The following is a 24,975-nucleotide window of genomic DNA, read 5'->3' on the forward strand; positions in this document are numbered from 1 at the left end:
GACGATTAAGTCTTTGGCTTGGCGTCGATCTTGGCATCGATCTTGGCGCCGATCCTGGTGGCGAGGCCGATGATGGCAAGCCGGTAGCCGTCGATACCGAAGCCGCAAAGTGACGCGAAGGCGGCTTTAGCAGTGAACGAGTGATGCCGGAAGCTTTCGCGGGCATGGATGTTGCTGACATGAACTTCGACCGCGGGAATCTTGACCGCGACCAGCGCGTCATGCAGCGCGATCGAGGTATGAGAGTAGCCACCGGCGTTGATGATGATGCCGACCGCCTTCTTGGCGTGAGCCTCATGGATGAAATCGATCAGTTCACCCTCGCGGTTGGACTGCCGGCAGTCGGCGGTCAACCCGAACTGGCGCGCGGTGTCCGCACACAGCTTCTCGACATCGGCGAGGGTGGCATGGCCGTAGGTCTCCGGCTCGCGCGTCCCCAGCAGATTGAGGTTCGGGCCGTTCAGCACATAGATCGTTCCGGCAGCAGCCATTCCAAAATTTCCTGCCAGGGGTTCCGGCCAAGGGTTCCGGCCAAGGGTTCCGACGGGGGGCCGACAAGGGGTGGAGTGGGCCGGGTTATAGGTAACAACCGGCCGAAGGGGAAGTCTTTAGGTGAAATCGGAACGTCTTCAACAACTTCCTCCGCCCTGTTAGATGGCGGCCCTAACCTACGGAAAATGCTGATTAACCAAATCTTGCGGAAGCTGCCTCCGGCGGGCGCTCCGGCCGGCGTGATGGGGGGGGTGCGGCCGAAAGCAAGACCCCGCCCCGAAAGGGGGCGGGGTCGAGATGAAGGCGAGGGCCCGTTTTCGAAGGCCCGTCTTGGCGCCCTCGCACCGAGGCCGGTCTAGCCCTCGATGATGTAGACGATCTCATGGGTCTCAGGCTGCACGATCACGTAGCGGCCCTTGACCAGGATGAACTGATAGCCGCGCCACTGCGGGTAGATCGTCACGACCCGCTCCGGCACCGGGTAGAAGTGAATGTCGGCCGGAACGCGGGTGCCGACCGCCACGTTGAAGTTGACGTTGGTGGCTTCGGTCACGTGCTCCGACTTGATCGCGGTCGTGATCTGGGTGCGCTTCTCGGCCGGCGGAGCCGCGGTGGCCGACGTTGCCGCGTTACCGGTCGTGGTCTGCGTGCGGCTCGTGTCGTTGGTCTGCGCGCGGTTGGGGTCGGCCGGGCTCTTGGTCTGAGCGTTCTGGTTGGTCGTGGCACCGGCACCGCTCTTGTCGCGGCTTTCGGCGTTCATCTTGCCGCTCTTGTCACGCTCCTCGGCTTTCATGTTGCCGCTCTTGTCGCGACCCTCGGCCTTCATGTCCTTCGAGCCCTCCTTGGAGCCCTTGGCCGCATCGTTCTCCGAACTCATGCCCTTCGACTTTTGGGTACTGTCCTGCGCACCCTTGGTGGCCGCGCCGGACTTGTCGGACTCTGCACCCTTCGTGCTCGGGGACTCACCGGTGGTGGAATGCTCGGAACCCTTCATGCCGCCCGTATCGCGTTGCATCGTGCCTGACGATGCACCACCGGACGGTGCGCTGTGCTGTGTGGTTGCGCCACCGCCGGCCCCGGACTCCTTGTTAGCGCCGCCCGCGCCCTGCGCATTCGCAAGGCCGGTGCCGGCGAGCAGAGCCGCAGCCGCGACCGAAATCAGAAAGCGGTTAGACATCGTAATTCCTCCTCGTTTTTCAGCATTGCCCGCGCCGACAACGAGAGAGCCTGTGCGATGTTCCTGTTGATTTGCGGTTCCTTGCGGTTTGTTCTTTAGGTGTGAATGCGCGATGAACGCGCGAGATGAATGCGCGGCTGCTTCAACCGCAGGCCCAGTCGAACTCGATGCTCGCATGATCGAGCTGGCCGTTGCCGCCGCCGAAATTGAATCCGCCAAATGCTCTTCGATCTCGAGATGGGTCGCGCTGTATTTCGGCTTCCCGCGACTTCCGTCGTTGGTGACGGCCCTTGGTTGCGGCCCGCGCGAATCGGTTCGGTGACGACAATAAAAAAATCCGGCTGCCTGGCAGCCGGATTTTCGAGATGATGCGCGCTGTCGTGCGGCGATCAGCAGGTCGCCTTGCCGCAGCGGGCGATGCCGATCTTTTCCTTGAGGTTGTCGACGCCGACGGCGCCGATCACGACCTGCTTGCCGATCACGTAGCTCGGCGTGCCGTTCATGCCCATGGATTCGGCGAGGCGGAAATTCTCCTCGATGGTCGCCTTCACCTCGGGGCTCGCCATGTCCTTCTCGAGTTTCGCCATGTCGAGACCGACCTCCTTGGCGACCGCCAGCGCGCGCGCCTTGTCGGCGGCGCCGCGGCCGCCGAGCAGCTTCTGGTGGAAATCGAGATACTTCTTGCCGGTCGGATCCTGCATGCGCACGGCGACCGCGACCTGCGCGGCCTCGACCGAGCCCTGGCTCAGCACCGGGAATTCCTTCAGCACGACCTTCAGCTTCGGATCCGCCTTCATCAGGTCAAGCATGTCGGACATCGCGCGCTTGCAGTAGCCGCAATTGTAATCGAAGAACTCGACGAAGGTGACGTCGCCGTCCTTGTTGCCGAGCATGACGCCGCGCGGCGAATTGAAGATGGTGTCGGCGTTCTTGGCGACGCTCTGTTCATGCTTCTCGGCTTCGGCGGCGGCCTGCCGCTTGCTCAGTTCGTTCATCGCCTCCTCGAGCACCTCCGGATGCGCGATCAGATAGTTGCGCACGATGGTCTCGATGTCGCTGCGCTGGGTGTCGGTGAAGCTCTGCGCGGACGCCGGAAGCGGCGCGGCGCAAACGCCGAGCGCGAGCAGGGCAGGGGCAAGAAAACGAAGCGCTGGCATGACAAAATCCTTGTTCGCGGTGGCCCAAAAAATCGGCGAGGCCGTGAGCCGGTTTCGGTGATCGTTGTATGGAACTACGGTTTATTTCTAGTTGTTTTTCTGACCCGGCATGGGCTTGGCGCTCACAATGTCGTCAGCTTTGACCCAGCCGGGCGTGCCGATCGCGAACCGCGTCTTGGCGCGTGACGCAAGGTCGCGGGCGGTCTTGGTGTCGCCGCGGAGATAGGCGGCCTGCGCCGAGGCGAGGTCGGCCTGGGCATAGTCGCCCTTGCGGCCATAGGCCATCGCGAGCTGGGTATAGCCGAGCGGCGCCTCGGGCTCGCGCGCCACGGCGGCGCGCAGCATGTTGATCGCCTCGTCGGTGTAGGCCTTGTTGTCGGAGGCGACCAGCGCCTGGCCGAGCAGCATCTCGATCAAGGGCGAATTGCTGGAGAGCTGCACCGCGCGGCGCAGCGGCGCGACGGCTTCCGCGGGCCGGCCGCCTTCGAGCAGCGCCTGGCCGCGCAATTCGTAGAAATAGGGATTGTTGGGCTGCACCTGGATCAAGCCGTCGATCTGCGCGATCGCCGATCGCAGATCGCCGTGCAGATAGGTCGTGATCGCGCGTGCATAGCGTGCCGGCAGGCTGGTGTTGGACAGCGGATAGCGGCGGTAGACCGTGTCCTGCCGCTCCATGAAGCCCGAGATCTTGGCGCGCATCATGTCGTGGCGCAGCTGCAGCGCCGGATCGTCCTTCTTGTCCCAATAGGGGCTGGAGCGCGCCAGTTCCTGCAGCGCGGAGACGCGATCGACCGGCATCGGGTGCGACTGCAGATAGGGGTCGGCCCCGCGGGCGGCGAACAGGCTCTCGTCGGTGAATCGCTTGAACGTCTCGTACATGCCCTTGGCGGATTGTCCGGTCGCGTTCAGGAACTTGACGCCGGCGCGGTCGGCGTTCTCTTCCTGCTGGCGCTGATAGGACAACAGCGTGCGCTGAATGACCGCTTGCGGCGCCGAGATCGCCGCGGCGCCTGCGCTGGAGAGACCGTTGCCGCCACCGCGGCCGCCCGCACCCGCGGCAAGCGCGCCGACGCCGAGCAGCATCGCGATGATCATCTGGGTCTGGGCCTGCGCCAGCTGCTCGCGCATCTTGGCGAGATGGCCGCCGGCGAGGTGGCCGGTCTCGTGCGCCAGCACGCCGATGATCTGGTTCGGCGTCTCCGATTGCAGCAGCGCGCCGTAATTGACGAAGATGCGCCGGCCGTCGGCAACGAAGGCGTTGAACGAGCCGTCGTTGATGATCACGATCTGGATGTTCTGCTTCTCGAGACCTGCGGCGCGCAGGATCGGCCTGGTGTATTCGCGCAGCAGCTGCTCGGACTCGGTGTCGCGCAGCACCGGCGGGCCTTTTTGCTGGGCTCGCGCAGGGACGACGGGTCCGACCGCGAGCGCGACCGCAGTCATGAACGCGGTCAGCTTGAAGGTCCTGGTGCGAAGCGCGAGGCGGAACAGCATGGGCGATCTATCGGCAATGACTGGCCGCGCCGGCACAAGTCCGGGGTCCGGGCCCGACCGGATTTGCCGCGTGGCGCAGTCTGTTGTTTTTGCAGTTCTTCGTCACGCGAACCGGGTATTCACTTGGCCTGAAAGGGTTATAAGGAGCCACCGAATGCGGCCAGTCTGGGGCGGCAGCCGGCAACGGGAACCCGAATTCGGCAATGGCCGTGCAATAGCAGAAATCCATGCGTGAAGCGACACCGAGAGACCGTGTAAGCAGCCTGTTGACAGCGTCCGGACGGAGCGATGTTCCGCCGTTCATGGTGATGGACGTGATGGCGGCGGCCGCGCGAATCGAAGCCGCCGGCGGCCATGTCATCCATATGGAGGTAGGGCAGCCTGCCGCAGGCGCGCCGAAGCCGGCGATCGCGGCCGCGCAGGCCGCGCTTGCGGACGGGCGGATCGACTACACCTCGGCGCTCGGCATTGCCTCGCTGCGCGCGCGCATCGCCCGGCACTATCGCGACACGTATGATTGCGCGATTGACGCGGAGCGCATCATCGTCACGACCGGCTCGTCGGGTGGGTTCATTCTGGCGTTCCTTGCGATGTTCGAGCCGGGCGACCGGGTCGCCGTCACCGTGCCGGGCTATCCGCCGTACCGGCATATCCTGACCGCGCTGGGCTGCGAGCCGGTGCTGATCGAAACCTCCGGCGACACCCGCCATGCCCTGACCGGCGAGGCGCTGCTCGCCGCCCATCGCAAGGCGCCGCTGAAGGGCGTGCTGGTCGGCAGCCCCGCCAACCCGACCGGCACCATGATGTCGCGCGAGGCGCTGTCGAGCCTGATGGCGGCCGCCGACGGCGCAGGCATCCGCTTCATCTCCGACGAGATCTATCACGGACTCGACTATGCATTTCCTGCGGTGACGGCCGCCGAACTGTCGCCGAACGCACTCGTGATCAACTCGTTCTCGAAGTACTTCTGCATGACCGGCTGGCGTGTCGGCTGGATGGTTGTTCCCGACGTGCTGGTACGGCCGATCGAGCGGCTGCAGCAGAATCTGTCGATCTCGGTGCCGACCCTGTCGCAGATCGCGGCCGAAGCGGCGTTCGAAGGCCGCGAGGAGATGGAGGCGATCAAGCGCGGCTATCAGGAGAACCGCCGCATCCTGATCGAAGGACTGCCGAAGGCCGGCCTGACCAAATTCCTCCCCGCAGACGGCGCGTTCTACCTGTATGCCGACGTCTCCGATTTCACCGCCGACAGCTTCGCCTTCGCCAGCGAGATGCTCGAGAAGGCGCATGTCGCGGCGACCCCCGGCGTCGATTTCGATCCGATCCACGGCCGGGCCTTCATCCGTTTTTCCTATGCACGCTCGGCCGCGGAGATGCAGGAAGCAGTTGCGCGGATCGCGCATTGGCTTAAATAGCCCGCGAACTCCAAGCGCCTTAAGAGCCTTCAAGAGCCGTCCGGAGTTCGCTTTGCCTTTCGGATCGGTTTCGCAGCGCAGCGTCGTGGTTTCACCGGCGCTGTGGCAGGCGGATCGTCGCGGATAAGCGGCAGGGCCCACACAGTTCCATTTGACTTGAACCGCAAAGTTGATCTTGGCTGTTTCCGCCATTTCTGAGGGGGAGTGACACATGGCAACGGCAACCGTTGTCACGGCTGCGCCGGCAAGCGCCGGCAGCAAGCCGTGGTATAAAGTTCTTTATGTCCAGGTCCTGATCGCGATCGTGCTCGGCGCATTGGTCGGCTGGCTGTGGCCCGGCCTTGCCACCAACGAGTGGATCAAGGCGCTCGGCGACGGCTTTATCAAGCTGATCAAGATGGTGATCGCGCCGATCATCTTCTGCACCGTGGTGTCGGGCATTGCCCATATACAAGATGCCAAGAAGGTCGGCCGCATCGGCGTCAAGGCGCTGGTGTATTTCGAGGTCGTCTCGACCTTCGCGCTGGTGATCGGATTGCTCGTCGGCAATCTGGTCAGGCCCGGCGCCGGCTTCGGCAATGCGGCGGCGAACGCGCAGGCGGTCGCCGGTTATGCCAAGCAGGCGGAGGCGCAGAAGAGCGTCGACTTCGTGCTGCACATCATACCCGACACCGTGGTCGGCGCATTCGCGCAGGGCGAGATCCTGCAGGTGCTGCTGTTCTCGGTGCTGTTCGGCTTCGCGATCATGGGCCTTGGCGAGCGCGGCCACACCATCCGCTCGTTCATCGACGACGCCGCGCATGCGGTGTTCGGCGTCATCTCGATCGTGATGCGGGCGGCGCCGATCGGCGCGTTCGGCGCGATGGCCTTCACCATCGGCAAGTTCGGCACCGGCGCGATCCTGAACCTGATGGGGCTGATCGCGACGTTCTATCTGACCGCCGCGCTGTTCGTGTTCGGAGTGCTCGGCATCATCGCGCGGGTCGCCGGGTTCTCGATCTTCAAGTTCCTGGCCTACATCAAGGATGAGCTCCTGATCGTGCTCGGCACCTCGTCGTCCGAGAGCGCGCTGCCGTCATTGATGGAGAAGCTCGAACGGCTCGGCTGCTCGAAATCCGTGGTCGGCCTCGTGGTGCCCACGGGCTATTCGTTCAACCTCGACGGCACCAACATCTACATGACGCTGGCGACCCTGTTCATCGCGCAGGCGCTGGGCTTCGATCTCACCTTCAGCCAGCAGATCACGATCCTGATCGTGGCGATGCTGACCTCGAAGGGCGCCTCCGGCATCACCGGTGCCGGCTTCATCACGCTGGCAGCGACGCTTGCGGTGGTCGATCCGCGGCTGGTGCCGGGCATGGCGATCGTGCTCGGCATCGACAAGTTCATGAGCGAGTGCCGCGCGCTGACCAATCTGTGCGGCAACGGCGTCGCCTGCGTGATCGTCGCCTGGTGGGAGGGCGAGCTCGATCGCGACAAGCTCAACGCCAATCTCGCCCGGCAGATTGACCCGACTGACATGGAGACCGCGTTGACGACGGACTGAAGCGGGGTGAGTTCTTGCTGAATCGGCTTGGCGCGGTCTCGGTTCACCTCTCCCCGTTGGGGAGAGGTCGGATTGCGGAGCAATCCGGGTGAGGGCCCTTGCTCTCTCGATAGACCGTAACCCCTCACCCGATTTGCTGCGCAAATCGACCTCTCCCAAGGGAGAGGTGAACTTTCGACGCCGTTCCAGCTCGACCTAGTCTCACCAGGCCTTAGTTTTCCTTCAGCGTCAGAAGCGATCCAGCCGATACGGCGAGGTGTCCACGGAGGATGCCTCGCCGTTCATCGTTTCGGCCAGCACCCGCGCAGTCGCGGGGCCGAGCGTGAAGCCCTGATGGCCGTGGCCGAAATTGACCCACAGTCCGCGATGGCGCGGCACCGGCCCGAGCACCGGCAGCATGTCGGTCGTGCAGGGGCGGGTGCCGAACCACGGCTCGGGCTCGACGCGGCTGCCGATCTCGATCAGCTCGCGCGCCGCTGCTTCGGCGTAGCCGAGCTGGATCGGCGTCGCCGGCGCGTCGGGGCTGGTGAGCTCCGCGCCGGTGGTGATGCGGATGCCCTTGGCCATTGGCGCCATGGCGTAGCCGTTCGCGGTGTCGACCAGCGGCAGGTCGAGCGAGCGGCCGCCCTGGTAGTGCATGTGGTAGCCGCGCTTGCGCACCAGCGGGATCCGGTAGCCGAACTTGCGCAGCAATTGCGGTGACCACGGCCCGAGCGTGACCACGACATGGGCGGCATCGATCCGGCCGCTGGCGGTGTCGACCGACCAGCCGGACGTCGTCTCCGTCAGCGTCTGCGCATCGCCGCGCAGCAGCGTGCCGCCGAGACGCTCGAACAGTCCGGCATAGGCCGAAACCAGTCCGCCGGGGTCCGACACGGTCCAGGGCCCAAGCCAGTGAATGGCGCCGGGCAGGTCGTCGCGCAGCAGCGGCTCCGCCTTGGCGAGCTCGCGGCCATCGAGCACGCGAAACGTCACGCCGAAGTCACGCTGGTTCTCTTCGGCGACGGCGATCGCCTGTTCGAGCGCGGCCGGGTCGCGATGCAGCAGGCGATAGCCGGCGCGGCGGATCAGATTGTCGGCGTGGGCATCGCGGATCAGCGTGTCGTGCTCGGCGGTGGCGTAGGCGATCAGGCGCGCCCAGGCGAGGGTGGCTTCGCGATGTCGCTCGGGCGTCGAGTTCCACCAGTAGCGCAGCAGCGGGCCGGCGTGCTGCGGCAGCGACGCCAGGCGATAGCGCACGTCGTTGGTGCGCCCCATCGCGATCCTGGCGAGCGTGGCGGGATCGCGCGGCATCGGGTAGGGCCGCACCGCCTCGCTCTGAATGATGCCGGCATTGCCGTAGCTGGTTTCGCGGCCCGGTTCCTTGCGGTCGACCAGCGTCACCGACCAGCCGCGACGCTGCAGATGCAGCGCCGTGCTGACGCCCACCATGCCGCCGCCAAGAACGATCGCGCTTTGCATTGGGATCCGTCTCCGTCAGGCTCCGTTACGCCGGCGTCTGACGAACGGATTGCCTGTTCAATAAAAACGCCCGGCGTGAACCGGGCGTTTTGACTTCCAGGTGGTGCTAGTTGCCGCCGCCGAAGCGGCGCGACCACCAGCCCTTGCGGGCCGGAGCCTCGGCCGCAGCGGCCGGTGCCGGCTCTGGAGCCGTCGCGGCCGGCTCGGGGGCAGCTTCCTCCGCCGGGCTCTGAACCAGTGCCGCTGATGCCTCGGGCAGTGGGCTCGACGCGAAGTTGACCTTTTCGCGCACCGTCGAGCGGCGGCGCTGCGCGCGGTCGCCTTCGGCAGCCGTGTCCTCGGCGGCAGACGCCGCGGCAGTTTCGGGCTCGGGTGCCGCGACCGGCTCAACAGGCGCGGCCTCGGTCGGCTGCCACTCCGGCGGCTCGGCGACCAGCTCGGGCTGCGCCAGCCAGGGAGCCGGCTCCGCATCATGGCTGTCGAAATCGGCCACTGCGTCGGAGGCCTCCGAAGCAGTCGCCGGGCTCAACTCATCGGAGATCGATCCGGCGAGACCGTCGTCCGGTCCGCCGCTGCCGCGCCGGCGGCGGCCGCCACGACGTCCGCGGCGCCGCGGACGGCGATCGCCATTGCCGGCCTGGTCGTCGCGGGCAGCGCCCTGCTGCTCGTCGCCTTCGTCCTCATCAGCTTCGGCATCGGCGGCGGCAACCGCCTCGGTGCCTTCGGGCAGGACATGCATGAGATCGCCGTCCTCGCGCGGCTGCTGGGCGCCTTCACGCGCCTCGCTGCCGCCACCGCGGCCGCGGCGCCGGCGGCGACGCTTGCGGCGCTGACCGTCGCCTTCGCCCTCGGCGGAGCCCGATTCATCACCGGCCGCCCGCTCGTCGGCGAGGCCCTCGGTCTCGTCGGTCTCGATCTCGGCCTCGTATTCGAACAGCTCTTCCTCGTCATCGGCCTCTTCGGCCTGGGCCGGCGCAGCGGCAGCCTGCGCAGCGAGCAGCGCCTTGGCGGCTTCGAGCGTATGCACCTGCTCGCCGCGGTCGATGATGTAGGACTGCTGGCCATGCACCGTGGCATCCGCGACGATCGACAGCGAAACCCGGAAGGAGTCTTCGAGATCGCGCAGATGGCCGCGCTTGTGATTGAGCACGTAGAGCGCGACGTCGGTCCGGGTGCGGACCACCAGATTGTGGGTCGCGCCCTTCATCAGGATTTCCTCGATGCCGCGCAACAGCTGCAGCGCCACCGACGAGACCGAACGAACGTGACCGCTTCCGCCGCATTGCGGGCAGGGCTCCGTCGAGCTTTCGAGCACGCTGGCGCGGATGCGCTGGCGCGACATCTCCAAGAGGCCGAAATGCGAGATGCGGCCGACCTGGATCCGCGCACGGTCCTGGCGCAGGCAGTCGGACAGCTTGCGCTCGACCGCGCGGTTGTTGCGCTTCTCGTCCATGTCGATGAAGTCGATAACGATCAGGCCGGCGAGGTCACGCAGGCGCAGTTGGCGCGCGACTTCTTCCGCCGCTTCCAGATTGGTCTTGAGCGCGGTGTCCTCGATATGGTGCTCGCGCGTGGCGCGGCCGGAGTTGACATCGATCGAGACCAGCGCCTCGGTCTGGTTGATCACGATGTAGCCGCCGGAGCGCAACTGCACGGTCGGCGAGAACATCGCGTCGAGCTGGCTTTCGACGCCCATGCGCGAGAACAGCGGCTGGCCGTCGCGATACTGCTTCACCGCGCGCACATTGGCCGGCATCAGCATCTTCATGAAGTCGCGCGCTTCGCGGTAGCCGGCTTCGCCCGCCACCTGGATCTCGTCGATCTCCTTGTTGTAGAGGTCGCGCAGCGAGCGCTTGATCAGCGAGCCTTCCTCGTAGACCAGCGTCGGCGCCTGCGACTTCAGCGTCAGGTCGCGCACCGTTTCCCACATCCGGATCAGATACTCGAAGTCGCGCTTGATCTCCGGCTTGCTGCGGGAGGCGCCGGCGGTGCGCAGGATGATCCCCATGCCCTCGGGCACGTCGAGATCCTGCACCACTTCCTTCAGCCGCGAACGGTCCTGGGCGGAGGTGATCTTGCGGCTGATGCCGCCGCCGCGCGCGGTGTTGGGCATCAGCACGGCGTAGCGGCCGGCGAGCGACAGATAGGTGGTCAGCGCGGCGCCCTTGTTGCCGCGCTCTTCCTTGACGACCTGCACCAGCATCACCTGCCGGCGCTTGATCACTTCCTGGATCTTGTACTGGCGGCGCGGGCGGAACGGGCGCTCCGGAACCTCCTCGAGCACGTCGTCGCCGCCGACCGACTCGACCACGTCCTCTTCCTCGCCTTCCTCGCCGTCATCCTCTTCGTCGTCTTCGCCGGCCTCATCGCCAGGCCCGGTCTCGGGCGCGACCACCTCGGCGAGCGCGCCATATTCGCCGACCGCCTGTTCATCGGCGGCGACGTGAACGTCGTCGGACGCCACATGCGGCGCATCGTCGGCATGCGCGGCGTTTTCCTCGATCTGCTCCTCATGGGCGCGCTCGGGCTCATGATTGACCTCGACCGCCTCGACGGTCTCGGGCGCGGCCGACGCGGCGGAGGCTTCGACCACAGCAACGACGGGGTCGGACGGGGCGTCGGCAACCGCCGCCTCGCTCACCTCGGCGGCGTGGTCGTGATCATGGGCATGATCGTGATCGTGATGGTCGTCGTGACCATGATCGTGGTGGCCATGATCGTCGTGGTCACGATCATCTTGCCCATGATCATGGTGATGCTCATGGTCCTCGTGATGCGCATGATCATGCGCCTCATGCTCGTGGCCTTCGTGGGCAACCACGCCGTGATCGTAGTGCCCGGCATCATGTTCGTGATGCTCGGCATCGACGGGATGTTCGTGGGCCTCGATGGTGGGCAGCGCCTGGGTGTCGTTCGCGCCCTCGATCACCTCGCTCTGGACGCGCTCGCCATGGCCGCGGCGACGGGCGTTGCGATGGCGCGACCGGCGGCGATGGCCGCGGTTCTCGTGCTCTTCCTCGGCCTCGCGGTGGGCGCGCTCGTCGGCTTCGATCAGCGCCTGACGGTCGGCGACCGGGATCTGGTAGTAGTCGGGATGGATTTCGCTGAAGGCCAGGAAGCCGTGCCGGTTGCCGCCATACTCGATGAAGGCGGCCTGCAGCGACGGCTCTACGCGCGTAACCTTGGCGAGATAAATGTTGCCGCGCAGCTGTTTGCGCTGGGCGGTCTCGAAATCAAACTCTTCGACGCGATTGCCACGGACCACGACGACCCGGGTCTCTTCCGGGTGGGTGGCATCGATCAACATCTTGTTGGGCATTTTGGAGCTCTTGACGGCGGCGGGCGCGGATCATGGCGCGCGCAAACTGCGCCGCCCGGTGACGCGACGGTCCACCTGATTCGGGGGTGAGGGGAAGGCCGAAACGCATCTCGCGGCGCAGCGCCGGACGGGAACTCACCGGGATGATGCGACGGGCGAAGCTTTCACCTCGCGTCAGCGCGATCATTCGGGGGATCCTGGTCGGCAATGCAGTCTGGCGCATTAAGCGTCGGCCCGTCTAAACATGTTGGCGGCGACAAATACCGCCGTATCTTTTGCTGAAAGCCCCGTCTGGCGCCGAAGCGCCTGCCGGCCATCGCATATCGAGGCCCCAAGGGACCGGATAATCGGTTATGCCGTGTCTCAAACCGTCCCTCTGGCGAGGGAGTGTGCCTGGGACCGGACGCCGCTCGGGCTTGAATCCGCCACTCCGTGTCAGCCGCGCGCGGCGCTGGCTGGGGAGGGACCGGAAAAACACGGCGGGATCTTCGATCAGGAAGGTTCCACCGCTGCACCGGGAGGCTGAACGCGACACAACCGGGAGTACTAGCCGTCAGCACCTCGTACATACGTGGATTGACCGCCGCGTGCAAGGGAAGCGTCACGCCGCCGCAACACTCGGTTCTTTTCGCTGGAGCGTCATTAGGGGGCGATTAACCGTGTGGTTCTAATGCGGTAAGAAGCAGCTGGGAGGCTACGAATCGGGTGGCGAACCGCGCAAAACACCTTGTTTTTCTGGGATGCGGGCTGTTGTGCGCCGCAACATCGGTGTTTGCCATTGCCGGCGCCCCGAGCGCCGCCGAGGGACCGCAGAACGCCCCGCCCGCGCTGGCCGCGAGCGCCCCGAATTTCCCGATCGCATCCGGCGCCAGGCTCGCCGGCGACGCCAAGCAGACCCGATTCATCCTCGACCTCGACCAGAAGATCGAATTTCGCGCCTTTCCGCTGGCCGACCCCTACCGCGTCGTGGTCGATATCCCGCAGGTCGATTTCCAGCTCGCGACCGGCACCGGCTCGGCGGGGCGGGGCCTGGTGAAGGCGTTCCGCTATGGCCTCGTGATGCCCGGCGGCTCGCGGATCGTGTTCGATCTGACCGGACCGGTGAAGATTGCCAACTCCTACGTGCTCGACGCCGCCAACGGCCAGCCGCCGCGGCTGGTGCTGGACTTCGAGGAGGTCGACCGCACCAGCTTCGTGCAGTCGCTGGCGCCCGCGAGCCGGCCCGAATCGAAGCCGGCGATTTCCGAATCCACCACCGCGACCATTCCGGCCGTCACCTCGGCGGCGCTGCCGCCGGTCGCGGTCACCGACGCGCGTCCGCTGATCGTGATCGATCCCGGTCACGGCGGCATCGACAACGGCACCCAATCCGGCGACCAGACCGAGAAGAACCTGGTGCTGGGCTTTGGCCTTGCCCTGCGCGACCGGATCGAGAAGTCGGGCAAGTATCGGGTGGTCATGACGAGGTCCGACGACACCTTCATCCCGCTCAATGATCGGGTGAAGATCGCGCGCTCCCAATCGGCGGCGCTGTTCGTCTCGATCCACGCCGACGCCCTGCCGCGCCGCGAGGGCGATGCCCAGGGCGCCACGATCTACACGGTGTCGGACAAGGCCTCCGACGCCGAGGCCGAACGGCTGGCGGAGGCGGAAAACAAGGCCGACGCCATCGCCGGTGTGAACCTGACCGACGAGCCGACCGAGGTCGCCGACATCCTGATCGACCTCGCGCAGCGTGAAACCAAGACGTTCTCCAATCGCTTCGCCCGTCTTCTGATGGACGAGATGAGGACCACGGTGCGGATGCACAAGCATCCGCTCAAGTCGGCCGGCTTCCGGGTGCTGAAGGCGCCCGACGTGCCGTCCGTGCTGGTCGAGATCGGCTACGTCTCCAACAAGGGCGACCTCGAGCACCTCGTCTCCGAGAGCTGGCGGAACAAGGCGGTCGGCTCGATGGTGCAGGCGATCGACACCTTCTTCGCCAAACGGCTGGCAACTGCCGGGTCGGCAAAGTGAAACCGGCCCGCTGAAAAGCCGGGGCCGTTGCGCCGAAGCCCTAGTTTGGCCACAGCCGCGACGGTATAGACAATGGACCGCAGGTCCCCAGAATCGACCATATTGTCCGGCGGCTCTTGTATATTCGCGTGCGCAAGGTGGCTCGCTGGGCCAAAGCTTCGTTGTGTGAGGCTTTCGCACTCTTGGACAGGCGCTTCTGACGACTGAGCGCCGGAGGGTAGGAACGGAACGTCGATAATGCGCCTGCTCGTGCGGTTTATGGGTTTCTTGTTCGCCGCCGGAACCGTCGTGTTCCTGGTCGGTGTCGCCGCCGTCGCTGGCGCCATCTGGCATTTCTCCAAGGACCTGCCCGACTACTCGCAGCTGCAGGACTATGAGCCGCCGGTGATGACCCGCGTGCATGCCGCCGACGGCGCGCTGCTTGGCGAATACTCCAAGGAGCGCCGGCTCTATCTGCCGATCCAGGCGGTGCCGAAGCTCGTGATCAACGCCTTCCTCGCCGCCGAAGACAAGAACTTCTACGAGCACGGCGGCATCGACTATCAGGGCATGGCGCGTGCTGCGATTCTTTATGCGCAGAACTACGGCTCGAACCGTCGCCCGCAAGGCGCCTCGACCATCACCCAGCAGGTCGCGAAAAACTTCCTGCTCACCAACGAGGTCTCGTTCAGCCGCAAGATCAAGGAAGCGTTGCTGGCGATGCGCATCGAGCGCGCCTATTCCAAGGACCGCATCCTCGAGCTCTATTTGAACGAAATCTATCTCGGGCTTGGCGCCTACGGCGTCGCGGCGGCGTCGCTGGTCTACTTCGACAAGTCGGTCAACGAGCTGACGATCGCGGAAGCGTCCTATCTCGCCGCGCTGCCGAAAGCGCCGGCCGCGCTGCATCCGGTGCGCAACCGCGACCGCGCGATCGAGCGCCGCAACTATGTGATCGACCGCCTGCTGGAGAACGGCTGGATCAAGCAGGCCGACGCCGACAAGGCGCGCAAGGACCCGCTCAACGTCACCAGCCGCTCGAACGGCGCGCACATCTTCGCCGGCGAATATTTCGCCGAGGAGGTCCGCCGCGACATCTTCGAGCGTTACGGCGAAAAGAAGCTCTACGAGGGCGGCCTGTCGGTGCGCACCACGCTCGATCCCAAGATCCAGGTGATGGCGCGCAAGACCATGGTCGCGGGTCTCGTCAACTACGACGAGGCGCAGGGTTGGCGCGGGGCGCTGCACAAGCTCGACATTTCCGGTGACTGGGGCGTCAAGCTTGCCGACGTGAAGTCGCTGTCCGACATCTCGCCGTGGCGGATGGCCGTCGTGCTCGAGACCAGCGATCAGTCGGCGCGGATCGGCTTCCAGCCGGGCCGCGAACTCGGCGGCGCGGTCAGCAAGGAGCGGCAGACCGGCATCATCACGATGGACGGCGTGCGCTGGGCCAAGACCAAGGGCAAGGCGCCGACCGCCGTTTCGCAGGTGCTGCAGCCGGGTGACGTGATCTACGCTGACCCGCTGGTGACCAAGGACGGCAACGCGGTCGAAGGCCAGTATCGCCTGCGGCAATTGCCTGAAGTGTCCGGCGCCATGGTGGCGATGGATCCGTGGACCGGCCGCGTCCTCGCGATGGTCGGCGGCTTCTCGTTCGACCAGAGCCAGTTCAACCGCGCGACGCAGGCCTACCGGCAGCCGGGTTCGTCGTTCAAGCCGATCGTGTACTCGTCGGCGCTGGACAACGGCTATACGCCGTCGACCACCGTGATCGACGCGCCGATCGAGATCGATCAGGGGCAGGGCGCCGGCGTGTGGCGGCCGGAAAACTATTCGACCGGCAAGTATTACGGCCCGACCACGCTGCGCAACGCGTTGCAGCGCTCGCTCAACACCGTGACGGTGCGCCTCGCGCAGGATATCGGCATGCCGCTGGTCGGCGAATACGCCAAGCGCTTCGGCGTCTATGACGAATTGCCGAACTATCTGTCGTATGCGCTGGGTGCCGGCGAGACCACCGTGATGCGCATGGTCACGGCCTATTCGATGTTCGCCAATGGCGGCCGCCGGGTGAAGCCGACGCTGATCGATCGCATCCAGGATCGCTACGGCCATACCATTTTCAAGCACGACACCCGCGAATGCCGCGGCTGCGACGCGCCCGGTGGCTGGAAGAGCCAGCCGGAGCCGCAGCTCGTCGACCGCCGCGAGCAGGTGCTCGATCCGATGACCGCCTACCAGATCACCGAGATGATGGAAGGTGTGGTCCAGCGCGGCACCGCGACCGTTGTGAAGGAGGTCGGCAAGCCGATTGCCGGCAAGACCGGCACCACCAACGACGAGAAGGACGTCTGGTTCGTCGGCTTCTCGCCCGATCTCGCGGTCGGCGTCTACATGGGCTACGACAAGCCGCGCAATCTCGGCCGTGCCGCCACCGGCGGCCACGTCGCAGCGCCGATCGCCCGCGACTTCCTCAAGCTTGCGCTCGCCGACAAGCCGCCGACGCCGTTCAAGGTTCCGGCCGGCATCAAGCTGATCCGCGTCGACGCCAAGAGCGGCATGCGCGCCGGTCCCGGCGACGGCGGCAACACCATCCTCGAAGCCTTCAAGCCGGGCACCGCGCCGCCGGAGAACTACTCGGTCATCGGCGTCGCCGATGCCGATGGGCGCAGCCCGGCGCCTGGCCCCCAGCCGTCGCAGAATGGGGCCCAGCCGGATGGCGGCTTCTTCATGCGCCCGGGAACCGGGGGGCTTTACTAGCGGCCGATCCGGCCAAATCGCCGGGATAGTGCGGCCAAGCCGATTGCGCTTTGCCGCGCCGGTCGCTACATCCCCCGGAACCTTTTTAGCCAACACCTGAAAGACCATGCGCGCGGAAATCGAACGCCTTGTTGAAGAGATCAAGCAGTCAGTCGGGCTGCTGAGGAGGCATCTTTGACGTCGAACAATCGACGGCACGCCTCGCTGAGCTGAACAAGCTCGCAGAAGACTCCAACCTCTGGAACGATCCCCAGAAGGCCCAGCGGCTGATGCAGGAGCGCACCTCACTGGAGGACGCGCTCTCGGGCATCGGCAAGGTCGAGCGCGAGCTCGAGGACAATATCGGCATGATCGAGCTCGGCGAGGCCGAGAACGACGAAGGCGTGGTCACTGAGGCCGAGAAGGCGCTCAAGGACCTCAAGAAGGAGGTTGCCCGGCGCGAGCTGGAGGCGCTGCTGTCGGGCGAGGCCGATAAGTTCGATTCCTATCTCGAAGTCCATGCCGGCGCCGGCGGCACCGAGAGCCAGGACTGGGCGCAGATGCTGCTGCGCATGTACACGCGCTGGGCGGAGAAGCACGGCTTCAAGATCGAGTTCCTCGAAGAGTCCCAGGGTGAAGAAGCCGGCATCAAGTCCGCCACCATCCAGATCTCCGGCCACAATGCCTATGGCTGGCTGAAGACCGAGGCCGGCGTGCATCGCCTGGTGCGCATCTCGCCGTTCGATTCCAACGCGCGGCGGCACACCTCGTTCTCGTCGGTGCAGATCTTCCCCGTGATCGACGACTCTATCAAGATCGAGATCAAGGAGTCCGATGTCCGCACCGACACCATGCGGTCGGGCGGCGCCGGCGGTCAGCACGTCAACAAGACCGAGTCGGCGGTGCGCCTGACGCACATCCCGACCGGCATCGCGGTGGTCTGCCAGGCCGGCCGCTCCCAGCACAAGAACCGGGCGCAGGCCTGGGACATGCTGCGCGCGCGGCTCTATGAGATCGAGCTGAAGAAGCGCGAGGAGCAGGCGGCAGCCGATCAGGCCGCCAAGACCGATATCGGCTGGGGTCACCAGATCCGCTCCTATGTGCTGCAGCCCTATCAAATGGTGAAGGACCTGCGCACCGGTGTGCAGACCTCCGACACGTCGGGGGTGCTCGATGGCGACCTCGATGAATTCATGGCGGCGACCTTGGCGCAGCGTGCCTTCGGCACCGGGCCCGGCTCCGTCGAGGATGTGGATTAGCCCATGCCGCGCGTCGCATTCATCGGATTGGGACGCATGGGCCACGGCATGGCCGGCCGTTACCTCGATGCCGGCTTCACGGTCGCGGTGTGGAACCGGAGCAAGGCCAAGGCCGCGGACCTGATTGCCCGTGGCGCGCTGTGGGCAACCTCGCCGGAGGATGCCGCGATCGACGCCGATGCTGTCGTGACCATGGTCGCCGACGACGAGGCCTCACGCGCGGTCTGGCTGACCAAGGACGGCGCTGCCGCCAACATGAAAGCCGGCACGCTCGCGATCGAATGCTCCACGGTCTCGTACCAGCATACGCTCGAGATGGCGCGCGAGCTCAACAGCCGCGGCCTGATCTACATCGATTGTCCGGTCACCGGCCTGCCGGAGGCGGCGGCCGCCGGCAAGCTGACGCTGCTGGTGGGAGCTGATCCAGCCGATCTCGAACGCGCGCAACCTTATCTCGCGCCGATCGGCAGCACGATCCGGCATTTCGGCCCGGTCGGCACCGGCACCGTGTTCAAGCTGATCAACAACCTGATCGGCGCGGTGCAGATCGCAAGCCTCGCCGAGGGCGTGGCGATCGCCGAGCAGGCGGGCCTCGACATGCAATTGGTGGCCGAGGCGCTGGCGACCGGCGCGGTGGCAAGCCCGCAGGTGATCCGCCACAGCAAGCGGATGATCGACCGCAACTTCTCCGGTGCATCGTTCACCGCGGCGCTGCGCCACAAGGATGCCGACTACGCCGTGCGGCTCGCCGAGACCTTGCTGCCCGGCGTGCCCGTCAGCCGCGCCGCGCTCGCCGCCTACGACAAGGCGAAGGCCCATGCGCCCGACGCCGACGAGGGCCAGATGATCGAGATCGTGTCGCGGCCGAAATAGGCGGGGCCGCCATTCACGGAAATCGGGTGGGAATATTCGCGGCGCCGCGCTAGTCACCTGTCCGACTGCAGGTGAGTGCCAGATATGCCTTCCGCCGACAACCGCATCGATCGTCGCGACTGGGGGCTGCTTGTCCTGCTGTCGGTGCTGTGGGGCGGCTCGTTCTTCTTCAACGGCGTGATCCTGCGCGAACTGCCGCCGCTGACCCTGGTGCTGCTGCGCGTCGTGCTCGGCACGATCATCTTGCTGCCGCTGCTGCGGGCCGCCGGAATCGAATTCCCACGCGGCCTGTCCGGCTGGGCGCCGTTTGCGGCGATGGGGCTGTTCAACAATGTGCTGCCGTTTGCGCTGATCGTGTTCGGGCAGACCTATATTCCGAGCGGGCTGGCCTCGATCCTCAACGCGACGACGCCGCTGTTCACGGTGATCGTGATGGCGGTGGCCGGCGAGGAGCGGCTGCAGGCGCGCCGCGTGGCGGGCGTCCTGGTCGGGCTGATCGGGGTTGCGATCCTGCATGGCGATGCGCTCGGTTTCGAGAGCCGGCAGGGCATCGGCATCCTGCTGTGTCTCGCGGGCGCTTTCAGCTACGGCCTCGCGGCGCTGGTCGGGCGGCGGCTGCCGCAGCGGCTGCCGCCGCTTGGGACGGCGACGTTCCAGATGATCGCCTCGGCGGTGCTGATGGCGCCCATCGCCGCCGTCGTCGATCGGCCGTGGCTGCTGCCGATGCCCCACGCAACGACGTGGCTCGCCGTGCTCGGGCTCGCGGCGTTGTCGACGGCGCTGGCCTATATCGTGTTCTTTCAGATCCTGCAGCGTTCCGGCGCGACCAATGTGATGCTGGTGACGCTGCTGATTCCGGTCACCGCGATGCTGCTCGGATATCTCGTGCTCGGCGAGCCGATCGCGCTGCGCGAGGTGCTCGGCGCGCTGGTGATCGCGAGCGCGCTGCTCTTGATCGACGGCCGCGTGCTGGCCTGGTTCAGCCGCGGGCCTGCTTCCACGCCGCATACCATCCGCTGAAGCGTCCGCTGTCGCGCTCGCCGCCGTGCCAGGCGGCATAGGCGGTACCGTCGTCGGCGACCAGCACCACGGCATCGAGTCCCTTGGAGCGGCGCAGCGTGTCCATCGCCTGCGCCGGCGTCTGCGCGATCGGACCTGCGACGTTGAACGAGGTGTTGACCGACATCTCGACGCCGATATGGCGGCCGAGCGCCTTCAGATAGGCATGGGTGAGGGGATCGTCGGTCTCGCGCACGATCTGGATGCGGCCGGTGCCGTCGGCATGCACCACCGCCGGAATCTTCGCGCGCGCCTCGGGCTTCGAATGCGCCGTGAGCACCATGTAGTTATAGGCGTTGTAGTCGGCGTCGGACGCGCCGTCTTCGAGCTCGAAATAGTCGCGCGCGGCCTCTAGCGTCGCCATCGGCGCCAGCGGCCGGATCGCCTCGCGATACTTGACGCGCTCGTTGAGCCGCTCGCGCACCTCGGGATCGCAGGGATTGGCGAGGATCGAGCGGTGGCCGAGCGCGCGCGGGCCGGTTTCGGCCGCGCCCTGGTAGATCGCGATCACGCCGCCTTGCGCGACCATGGACGCCATCAGGTCGGCAACCGCGTCGCGCCCTTCTGAAGTCGCCACATTGCCGATCTCGGTCGAGGCGACGTCGTCGGCCTGCAGCGCCGTCGCGATGTCGGCGTTCGAGGGCGGCAGGCCGCAATAGAATGCGTGCGACAGCGGCGCGCCGCGCGGCGCGCCCGCCATGTGCGCGAACAGCCAGGCCGCGCCGATCGGCACGCCGGGATCGCCAGGCACCGGCGGCACCCACATATGCAGCCGCGTCTTGCGCTGCTGCGCCCGCTCGAACCACGCCTCGTCGAAATGCTCGAGCAGCCGCATGTTGCCGAGCGCGTTCAGCGCGACGCCCCCGGTCAGCACCAGGCGGTCGGTGCCGGTGGTGCGCAAGAGATGGTCGATGACATGGATCATCGCGTCCTCGAACACCAATTGCGTCGCGGCCGCCTTGTCGACGCGGTCCTTGGTGCCGGGGCGGTGATTGATGTCCTCGACGCGCAGCACGGCGTCGGGATTCCAGAGCTGGTCCGGCCGCAGCGGCGGGCCGAGAATGTCGATCAGCGGCTGATGATAGGGATTGTCGGCGGGATCGGCGTACCAATTGGCCATCGCGCGATTGAGCTGCACGCTGCCGTTGGGCCCGAGCTGCAGCACCGCCTTCAGGCGCTGATAATACGGATTGGTGGCGCGGTTCATGTCGCCCCAGGCGGCGGCGCCCATGTAGCGGCCCTCGCTGGAGAGCCAGGTCCAGCCGCCCTGGCTGGATGAGATCACCGTGTAGAAAGCACCGAGCGAGTCGAACAGGCTCTCATTGCAATAAAGCTGCTTCATCTCGCCGTTCTCGGCGACATAGAGCGAGATCGAGCCGACGTCGCCGGTGCCGTCGAGCACCGCGATCGCAACACGCTCGCGCGTATCGGCGAACGGCGAGGCGGTGAATGAGTACCAGGCGTGATTGTCGTGATGCGGCATGCAGATCAGCGGCAATTGCTTGTCGAGCCCGTACATCCTGCCGAGCCGGCGCGACAGCCGCCGCACCTGATCCAGCTGGCGCAGATTGATCGCCGGTGCGATCGGGGCGCGCAGCAATTTGAGGCTGGCCGGCGCTTCCTCGAGCGAGGTGCGGATCAGCATCGCCAGCAGCGCCGGATAGTCCCACGTCGTGACGAAGGCGGCGATATCGCCGACGTCGCGGCCCATCCGCTGCAACACCCTGCGCATGTCGTCGAGCGCGTGTTGCGGGAACTCGTTGGTGTGCTTGTTGCCGGAGAAGCGCTCTTCCTCGTTGTTGACGATCAGGCGCGGTCCGTCCTTCTGGGTGATCTCGACCAGCGCGACGCCGGTATTGTGCGTGCCGGGGCAGGCGAGGCCGGCGATGTAGACGGTCTCGCCGCGTTGCAGCTTTTCGCGGATCGACGCGATCGTGCGCTGCGCGAACTCGCCATTGGCCTTGTGCAGGCCACGCTTCGCCAGCGCGGACTCGCTGAGGCGGCGCGTGATCCCATAGCCCGCGGCCGCAAGATGCGGATGCCGCGGACCGGTACGGATGTCCGGTTTACGCAATCAGAACGCCTCGACTCGTGATCCCCAGATCGACCTTCAATCATAAATAGCGCCAGGCAACAATGCCGTTTCGCCCAACGGAAAAACCCAGCGCTTGCCAGCAAATGCGTCTCTTGCGAGACTTGCCGCCAAAACCAACGACAAAAATCGGGAGAAAACGATGCCGGCTCGTTTCGGATATATTGGCGCAATCGCGGCATTCGCAAGTGCCGCGCTGATCGCGACCTCGGTCGCACTGACCGCGACCGCGGCCACCGCGCAGAAGAAATACGATCCCGGCGCGAGTGATGGCGAAATCAAGATCGGCAACATCATGCCATATAGCGGCCCGGCGTCGTCCTACGGCGTGATCGGCAAGACCGAGGCCGCCTTCTTCAGGATGATCAACGATCAGGGCGGCATCAACGGCCGCAAGATCAACTTCATCAGCTATGACGACGCCTATTCGCCGCCGAAGGCGATCGAGCAGGCGCGCAAGCTGGTCGAGAGCGACGAGGTGCTGTTGATCTTCCAGCCGCTCGGCACGCCGTCCAATTCGGCAATCATAAAATACATGAATGCCAAGAAGGTGCCGCAATTGTTCGTCGCCTCCGGCGGCACCAAATTCGGCGACCCCAAGAACTTCCCCTGGACGATGGGCTTTCAGCCCAACTACCAGAGCGAGGGACGCATCTACGCCAAGTACATTCGCGACAAATTCCCCGACAGCAAGATCGCGGTGTTCTGGCAGAATGACGATGCCGGCAAGGATCAGTTCAAGGGCCTGAAGGACGGGCTCGGCGACAAGGTCGGCATGATCATCGCCGACAAGTCGTACGAGGTCTCCGATCCCTCGATCGATTCGCAGATCGTCGCGCTGCACGATTCCGGCGCCGACATCTTCTTCTCCTGGGCGGCGCCGAAGGGCTCGGCGCAGGCGATCCGGAAAGTGGGTGAGCTCGGCTGGAGGCCGAAATTCTTCCTCGCCAACACCGCGACCTCGGTCGCCTCGGTGCTGAAGCCGGCCGGCCTCGAGTTCTCCAAGGGCATCATCTCGACCGCCTATCTGAAGGATCCGACCGATCCGACCTGGGACAAGGATCCGGCGGTGCAAAGCTGGCGCGCCTTCATGGACAAATATTACCCCGACGGCGACAAGGCCAACGCCAACAACCTCTATGGCTATGTCCAGGCCGAGGCGATGATGCAGGTCTTGAGGCAGTGCGGCGACAATCTCACGCGCGAGAACGTGATGAAGCAGGCCGCCAGCCTGAAGAACTTCCACTCCGACCTGATGCTGCCGGGCGTCATGGTCAACACCTCCCCCGACGACTACTTCCCGATCGAGCAGATGCAGCTGATGCGCTTCAACGGCGAGGCGTGGGAGCTGTTCGGCGACGTCATCACCGGCGAGGTCGGGCACGAGGCGTCGCGGTAGGCGAGTGGTCGTTATGAAGGCGTTGCTAGCGCTACAAACACCGCTGTCGTCCCGGCGCAGGCCGGGACCCATACGCCGCAGCGGATGTTGTTGAAGGGACTCGTCGTTCCAGCATCGCGCAACAATCAGCATTTGTGGTTATGGGTCCCGGCTTGCGCCGGGACGACACCGAATATGCTGCGCGTATTATCGCGGGGGTGCACCGCAGGCGTCCGCCAAAATCCTCTCCGGCCGGCGGGCGCGGAGCGCCATGCCGCCGGCGACGCCGACGCCGATCACGTACATCCAGCCTTCGTGAAAATCGGACAGGTGCGAATTGAGCAGCGAGCTCGTGATGTTCTGCACGACCACGGTGAGTCCGATCCAGCTCACGGGATCGCGGCCGGCGAACAACCTGACGTGGCTGGTCCACATCGCGTAGAGCAGCACGATGCCGATCAGTCCCCACTGGATAGCGACGTTGAGGGTCTGGTTGTGCGGGTTGTTGATCACCTCGGCCTGAAGGCCGGTTTGTCCGACGGCATCCTGCGTGAACATCTGCCTGATCGCGCCGGTGCCGTGGCCGAGCCACGGTGCGCCGGCGATGAACTTCACCGACTTCCGCCAATAGGTCAGGCGCTGCGCGGTCGAGGCGATGCCGGAGGTGTCGTGGGCGCGATACTCGATGCCGACGTCGGCGATGCGTTGGCGCAGGTAAGGGGACGTGGTCCAGACCACGAGGCTGGTGACCGCGACGCCTGCGAACAGCAGCCGCGTGGCGCGCCGCGACAGATGCAGCGAGGCGAACAGGATCAGCAGCACCGGCATGTAGACCAGCGCGGTCCGCGCCGAGACGACATAGAGCATGTTGGCGATGAACAGCAGCATCAGCGCGATGGCGCCGCCTGCAATGCGCCATTGCCGGGCCCGCAGCGCCGTCAATGCCGGCAGCGCCAGCGCGAAGGCGCAGAGCGCGAACTCCTGGCTCTGGTCGAGGTAGTTCTTGACCGGCACGCCGTCGGAGGCGGTGTGCGCGAGCTTGAGCTGCGGCAGCGCCAGCACGATCCAGGACAGGATCATCAGCACCGTGCACGACACCAGGAAGGCCAGGAACACCCAGAGCCCGCGCTGCGAGCGCTGGAAATAGCCGAGCAGGAACGGCAGCAGCAGCAGCTTGCCGAGCGGCTTGATGCCCTGCAGCCGCTCGGCCCAACTCGTCTCCGACCACGCCACGCCGATCACGGCAAGTGCGACCAGCGCGATCGGCAACGCAAAGGCCGGCTCCGCGAGGTCGAGCATGAACTGCTCCCAGTCGATGGTCGGGATCTCGGCGACAAGCCACAGCAGCATGAAGACGGCGAGTGCCGTTGTCGACCAGGGTAGCGCCGCCGCGGCCAGGGCGATCACGACATCGGTGGCGCGGACATAGGCGACTGAGCCGGACCAGGCGCGGACGCGATCGCGCCATCGTGCTGGCGGTTCGATTGCGAGACCGATGGCGTCGGAATCGGTACTCATG

Annotated in this window: 18 protein-coding genes; 10 read left to right on the forward strand and 8 right to left on the reverse strand. The window is 65.8% G+C overall.

Annotation, left to right across the window (positions count from 1 at the left end; genetic code table 11):
- Positions 1-5: 5 nt before the first annotated feature.
- Both aroQ and XI02_RS20860 read right to left on the reverse strand, forming a co-directional pair.
- Positions 6-491, reverse strand: a complete 486-nt coding sequence (aroQ, locus tag XI02_RS20855; RefSeq protein ID WP_016840093.1) for a type II 3-dehydroquinate dehydratase — start codon at positions 489-491, stop codon at positions 6-8.
- Between the two features lie 356 nt (positions 492-847).
- Positions 848-1,669 carry a DUF1236 domain-containing protein gene (locus XI02_RS20860; protein WP_018271414.1) on the reverse strand — a complete coding sequence of 274 codons (822 nt, stop codon included), beginning with the start codon at positions 1,667-1,669 and terminating at the stop codon, positions 848-850.
- 175 nt (positions 1,670-1,844) lie between these two features.
- Between XI02_RS20860 and XI02_RS20865 the strand changes: the two genes are divergently transcribed.
- Complete coding sequence (locus tag XI02_RS20865; protein ID WP_016840096.1) at positions 1,845-1,991, forward strand: hypothetical protein; 147 nt, start codon at positions 1,845-1,847, stop codon at positions 1,989-1,991.
- A gap of 67 nt (positions 1,992-2,058) precedes the next feature.
- Here XI02_RS20865 and XI02_RS20870 read toward each other — a convergent pair whose 3' ends face one another.
- Together XI02_RS20870 and XI02_RS20875 are read right to left on the reverse strand one after the other, a co-directional pair.
- Positions 2,059-2,826 carry a DsbA family protein gene (locus tag XI02_RS20870; protein ID WP_018271415.1) on the reverse strand — a complete coding sequence of 256 codons (768 nt, stop codon included), beginning with the start codon at positions 2,824-2,826 and terminating at the stop codon, positions 2,059-2,061.
- Between the two features lie 87 nt (positions 2,827-2,913).
- Positions 2,914-4,320, reverse strand: coding sequence for a M48 family metalloprotease (locus XI02_RS20875; protein ID WP_018271416.1), 1,407 nt, complete (start codon positions 4,318-4,320; stop codon positions 2,914-2,916).
- Positions 4,321-4,547: 227 nt separating this feature from the next.
- On the opposite strand from XI02_RS20875, the gene XI02_RS20880 reads away from it, so the two are divergent.
- Positions 4,548-5,735 carry a pyridoxal phosphate-dependent aminotransferase gene (locus XI02_RS20880; RefSeq protein WP_026192713.1) on the forward strand — a complete coding sequence of 396 codons (1,188 nt, stop codon included), beginning with the start codon at positions 4,548-4,550 and terminating at the stop codon, positions 5,733-5,735.
- A gap of 211 nt (positions 5,736-5,946) precedes the next feature.
- Positions 5,947-7,281, forward strand: coding sequence for a dicarboxylate/amino acid:cation symporter (locus XI02_RS20885; protein WP_016842141.1), 1,335 nt, complete (start codon positions 5,947-5,949; stop codon positions 7,279-7,281).
- 228 nt (positions 7,282-7,509) lie between these two features.
- Here the strand turns inward: XI02_RS20885 and XI02_RS20890 are convergent, their stop codons facing one another.
- Both XI02_RS20890 and XI02_RS20895 read right to left on the reverse strand, forming a co-directional pair.
- Positions 7,510-8,742, reverse strand: a complete 1,233-nt coding sequence (locus XI02_RS20890) for an FAD-binding oxidoreductase (RefSeq protein ID WP_018271418.1) — start codon at positions 8,740-8,742, stop codon at positions 7,510-7,512.
- 106 nt (positions 8,743-8,848) lie between these two features.
- Positions 8,849-11,206, reverse strand: a complete 2,358-nt coding sequence (locus XI02_RS20895; RefSeq protein ID WP_276325807.1) for a ribonuclease E/G — start codon at positions 11,204-11,206, stop codon at positions 8,849-8,851.
- Here XI02_RS20895 and XI02_RS46160 point away from each other — a divergent pair, their 5' ends adjacent.
- From XI02_RS46160 to XI02_RS20920, 6 genes are all read left to right on the forward strand, one after another.
- A complete protein-coding gene (locus XI02_RS46160; protein WP_276325808.1) occupies positions 11,207-12,151 on the forward strand; it encodes a hypothetical protein in 945 nt (314 codons plus the stop codon).
- Between the two features lie 615 nt (positions 12,152-12,766).
- Positions 12,767-14,077, forward strand: a complete 1,311-nt coding sequence (locus XI02_RS20900; RefSeq protein WP_026192714.1) for an N-acetylmuramoyl-L-alanine amidase — start codon at positions 12,767-12,769, stop codon at positions 14,075-14,077.
- A 237-nt stretch (positions 14,078-14,314) separates the two neighbouring features.
- The gene (locus XI02_RS20905) at positions 14,315-16,816 is read left to right on the forward strand and encodes a penicillin-binding protein 1A (RefSeq protein ID WP_018271422.1); all 2,502 of its coding nucleotides are present in this window, start codon (positions 14,315-14,317) and stop codon (positions 16,814-16,816) included.
- A gap of 106 nt (positions 16,817-16,922) precedes the next feature.
- Positions 16,923-18,054 (forward strand): peptide chain release factor 2 gene (gene prfB, locus XI02_RS20910; RefSeq protein WP_100213632.1). Its coding sequence is split into 2 segments (ribosomal slippage): positions 16,923-16,991 and positions 16,993-18,054, totalling 1,131 coding nucleotides; the frame shifts between segments, so codons are not numbered across the junction.
- A 3-nt stretch (positions 18,055-18,057) separates the two neighbouring features.
- Positions 18,058-18,927: an NAD(P)-dependent oxidoreductase gene (locus XI02_RS20915; protein WP_018271423.1), complete on the forward strand. Its 870-nt coding sequence runs from the start codon at positions 18,058-18,060 to the stop codon at positions 18,925-18,927.
- An 84-nt stretch (positions 18,928-19,011) separates the two neighbouring features.
- Positions 19,012-19,947, forward strand: coding sequence for a DMT family transporter (locus XI02_RS20920; RefSeq protein ID WP_018271424.1), 936 nt, complete (start codon positions 19,012-19,014; stop codon positions 19,945-19,947).
- On the opposite strand, the gene XI02_RS20925 is transcribed toward XI02_RS20920, so the two are convergent.
- Positions 19,907-22,060, reverse strand: a complete 2,154-nt coding sequence (locus XI02_RS20925) for a carbamoyltransferase C-terminal domain-containing protein (RefSeq protein ID WP_018271425.1) — start codon at positions 22,058-22,060, stop codon at positions 19,907-19,909. The genes XI02_RS20920 and XI02_RS20925 overlap by 41 nt on opposite strands.
- Before the next feature lie 160 nt (positions 22,061-22,220).
- On the opposite strand from XI02_RS20925, the gene XI02_RS20930 reads away from it, so the two are divergent.
- A complete protein-coding gene (locus XI02_RS20930; protein ID WP_018271426.1) occupies positions 22,221-23,477 on the forward strand; it encodes an ABC transporter substrate-binding protein in 1,257 nt (418 codons plus the stop codon).
- Positions 23,478-23,663: 186 nt separating this feature from the next.
- On the opposite strand, the gene XI02_RS20935 is transcribed toward XI02_RS20930, so the two are convergent.
- On the reverse strand, positions 23,664-24,974 hold the full coding sequence (locus tag XI02_RS20935) for an O-antigen ligase (protein ID WP_018271427.1): 1,311 nt from the start codon (positions 24,972-24,974) through the stop codon (positions 23,664-23,666).
- Between the last annotated feature and the right edge of the window lies 1 nt (position 24,975).

The organism is Bradyrhizobium sp. CCBAU 21365 (genome assembly GCF_015291305.1).
Classification (GTDB): domain Bacteria; phylum Pseudomonadota; class Alphaproteobacteria; order Rhizobiales; family Xanthobacteraceae; genus Bradyrhizobium; species Bradyrhizobium elkanii.

Coding starts and splice junctions, on each gene's coding strand:
- aroQ (WP_016840093.1), bottom strand. CDS start 491: ATGGCTGCTGCCGGAACGATCTATGTGCTGAACGGCCCGAACCTCAAT.
- XI02_RS20860 (WP_018271414.1), bottom strand. CDS start 1,669: ATGTCTAACCGCTTTCTGATTTCGGTCGCGGCTGCGGCTCTGCTCGCC.
- XI02_RS20865 (WP_016840096.1), top strand. CDS start 1,845: ATGATCGAGCTGGCCGTTGCCGCCGCCGAAATTGAATCCGCCAAATGC.
- XI02_RS20870 (WP_018271415.1), bottom strand. CDS start 2,826: ATGCCAGCGCTTCGTTTTCTTGCCCCTGCCCTGCTCGCGCTCGGCGTT.
- XI02_RS20875 (WP_018271416.1), bottom strand. CDS start 4,320: ATGCTGTTCCGCCTCGCGCTTCGCACCAGGACCTTCAAGCTGACCGCG.
- XI02_RS20880 (WP_026192713.1), top strand. CDS start 4,548: ATGCGTGAAGCGACACCGAGAGACCGTGTAAGCAGCCTGTTGACAGCG.
- XI02_RS20885 (WP_016842141.1), top strand. CDS start 5,947: ATGGCAACGGCAACCGTTGTCACGGCTGCGCCGGCAAGCGCCGGCAGC.
- XI02_RS20890 (WP_018271418.1), bottom strand. CDS start 8,742: ATGCAAAGCGCGATCGTTCTTGGCGGCGGCATGGTGGGCGTCAGCACG.
- XI02_RS46160 (WP_276325808.1), top strand. CDS start 11,207: ATGCGGCGCATCGTCGGCATGCGCGGCGTTTTCCTCGATCTGCTCCTC.
- XI02_RS20905 (WP_018271422.1), top strand. CDS start 14,315: ATGCGCCTGCTCGTGCGGTTTATGGGTTTCTTGTTCGCCGCCGGAACC.
- XI02_RS20915 (WP_018271423.1), top strand. CDS start 18,058: ATGCCGCGCGTCGCATTCATCGGATTGGGACGCATGGGCCACGGCATG.
- XI02_RS20920 (WP_018271424.1), top strand. CDS start 19,012: ATGCCTTCCGCCGACAACCGCATCGATCGTCGCGACTGGGGGCTGCTT.
- XI02_RS20930 (WP_018271426.1), top strand. CDS start 22,221: ATGCCGGCTCGTTTCGGATATATTGGCGCAATCGCGGCATTCGCAAGT.
- XI02_RS20935 (WP_018271427.1), bottom strand. CDS start 24,974: ATGAGTACCGATTCCGACGCCATCGGTCTCGCAATCGAACCGCCAGCA.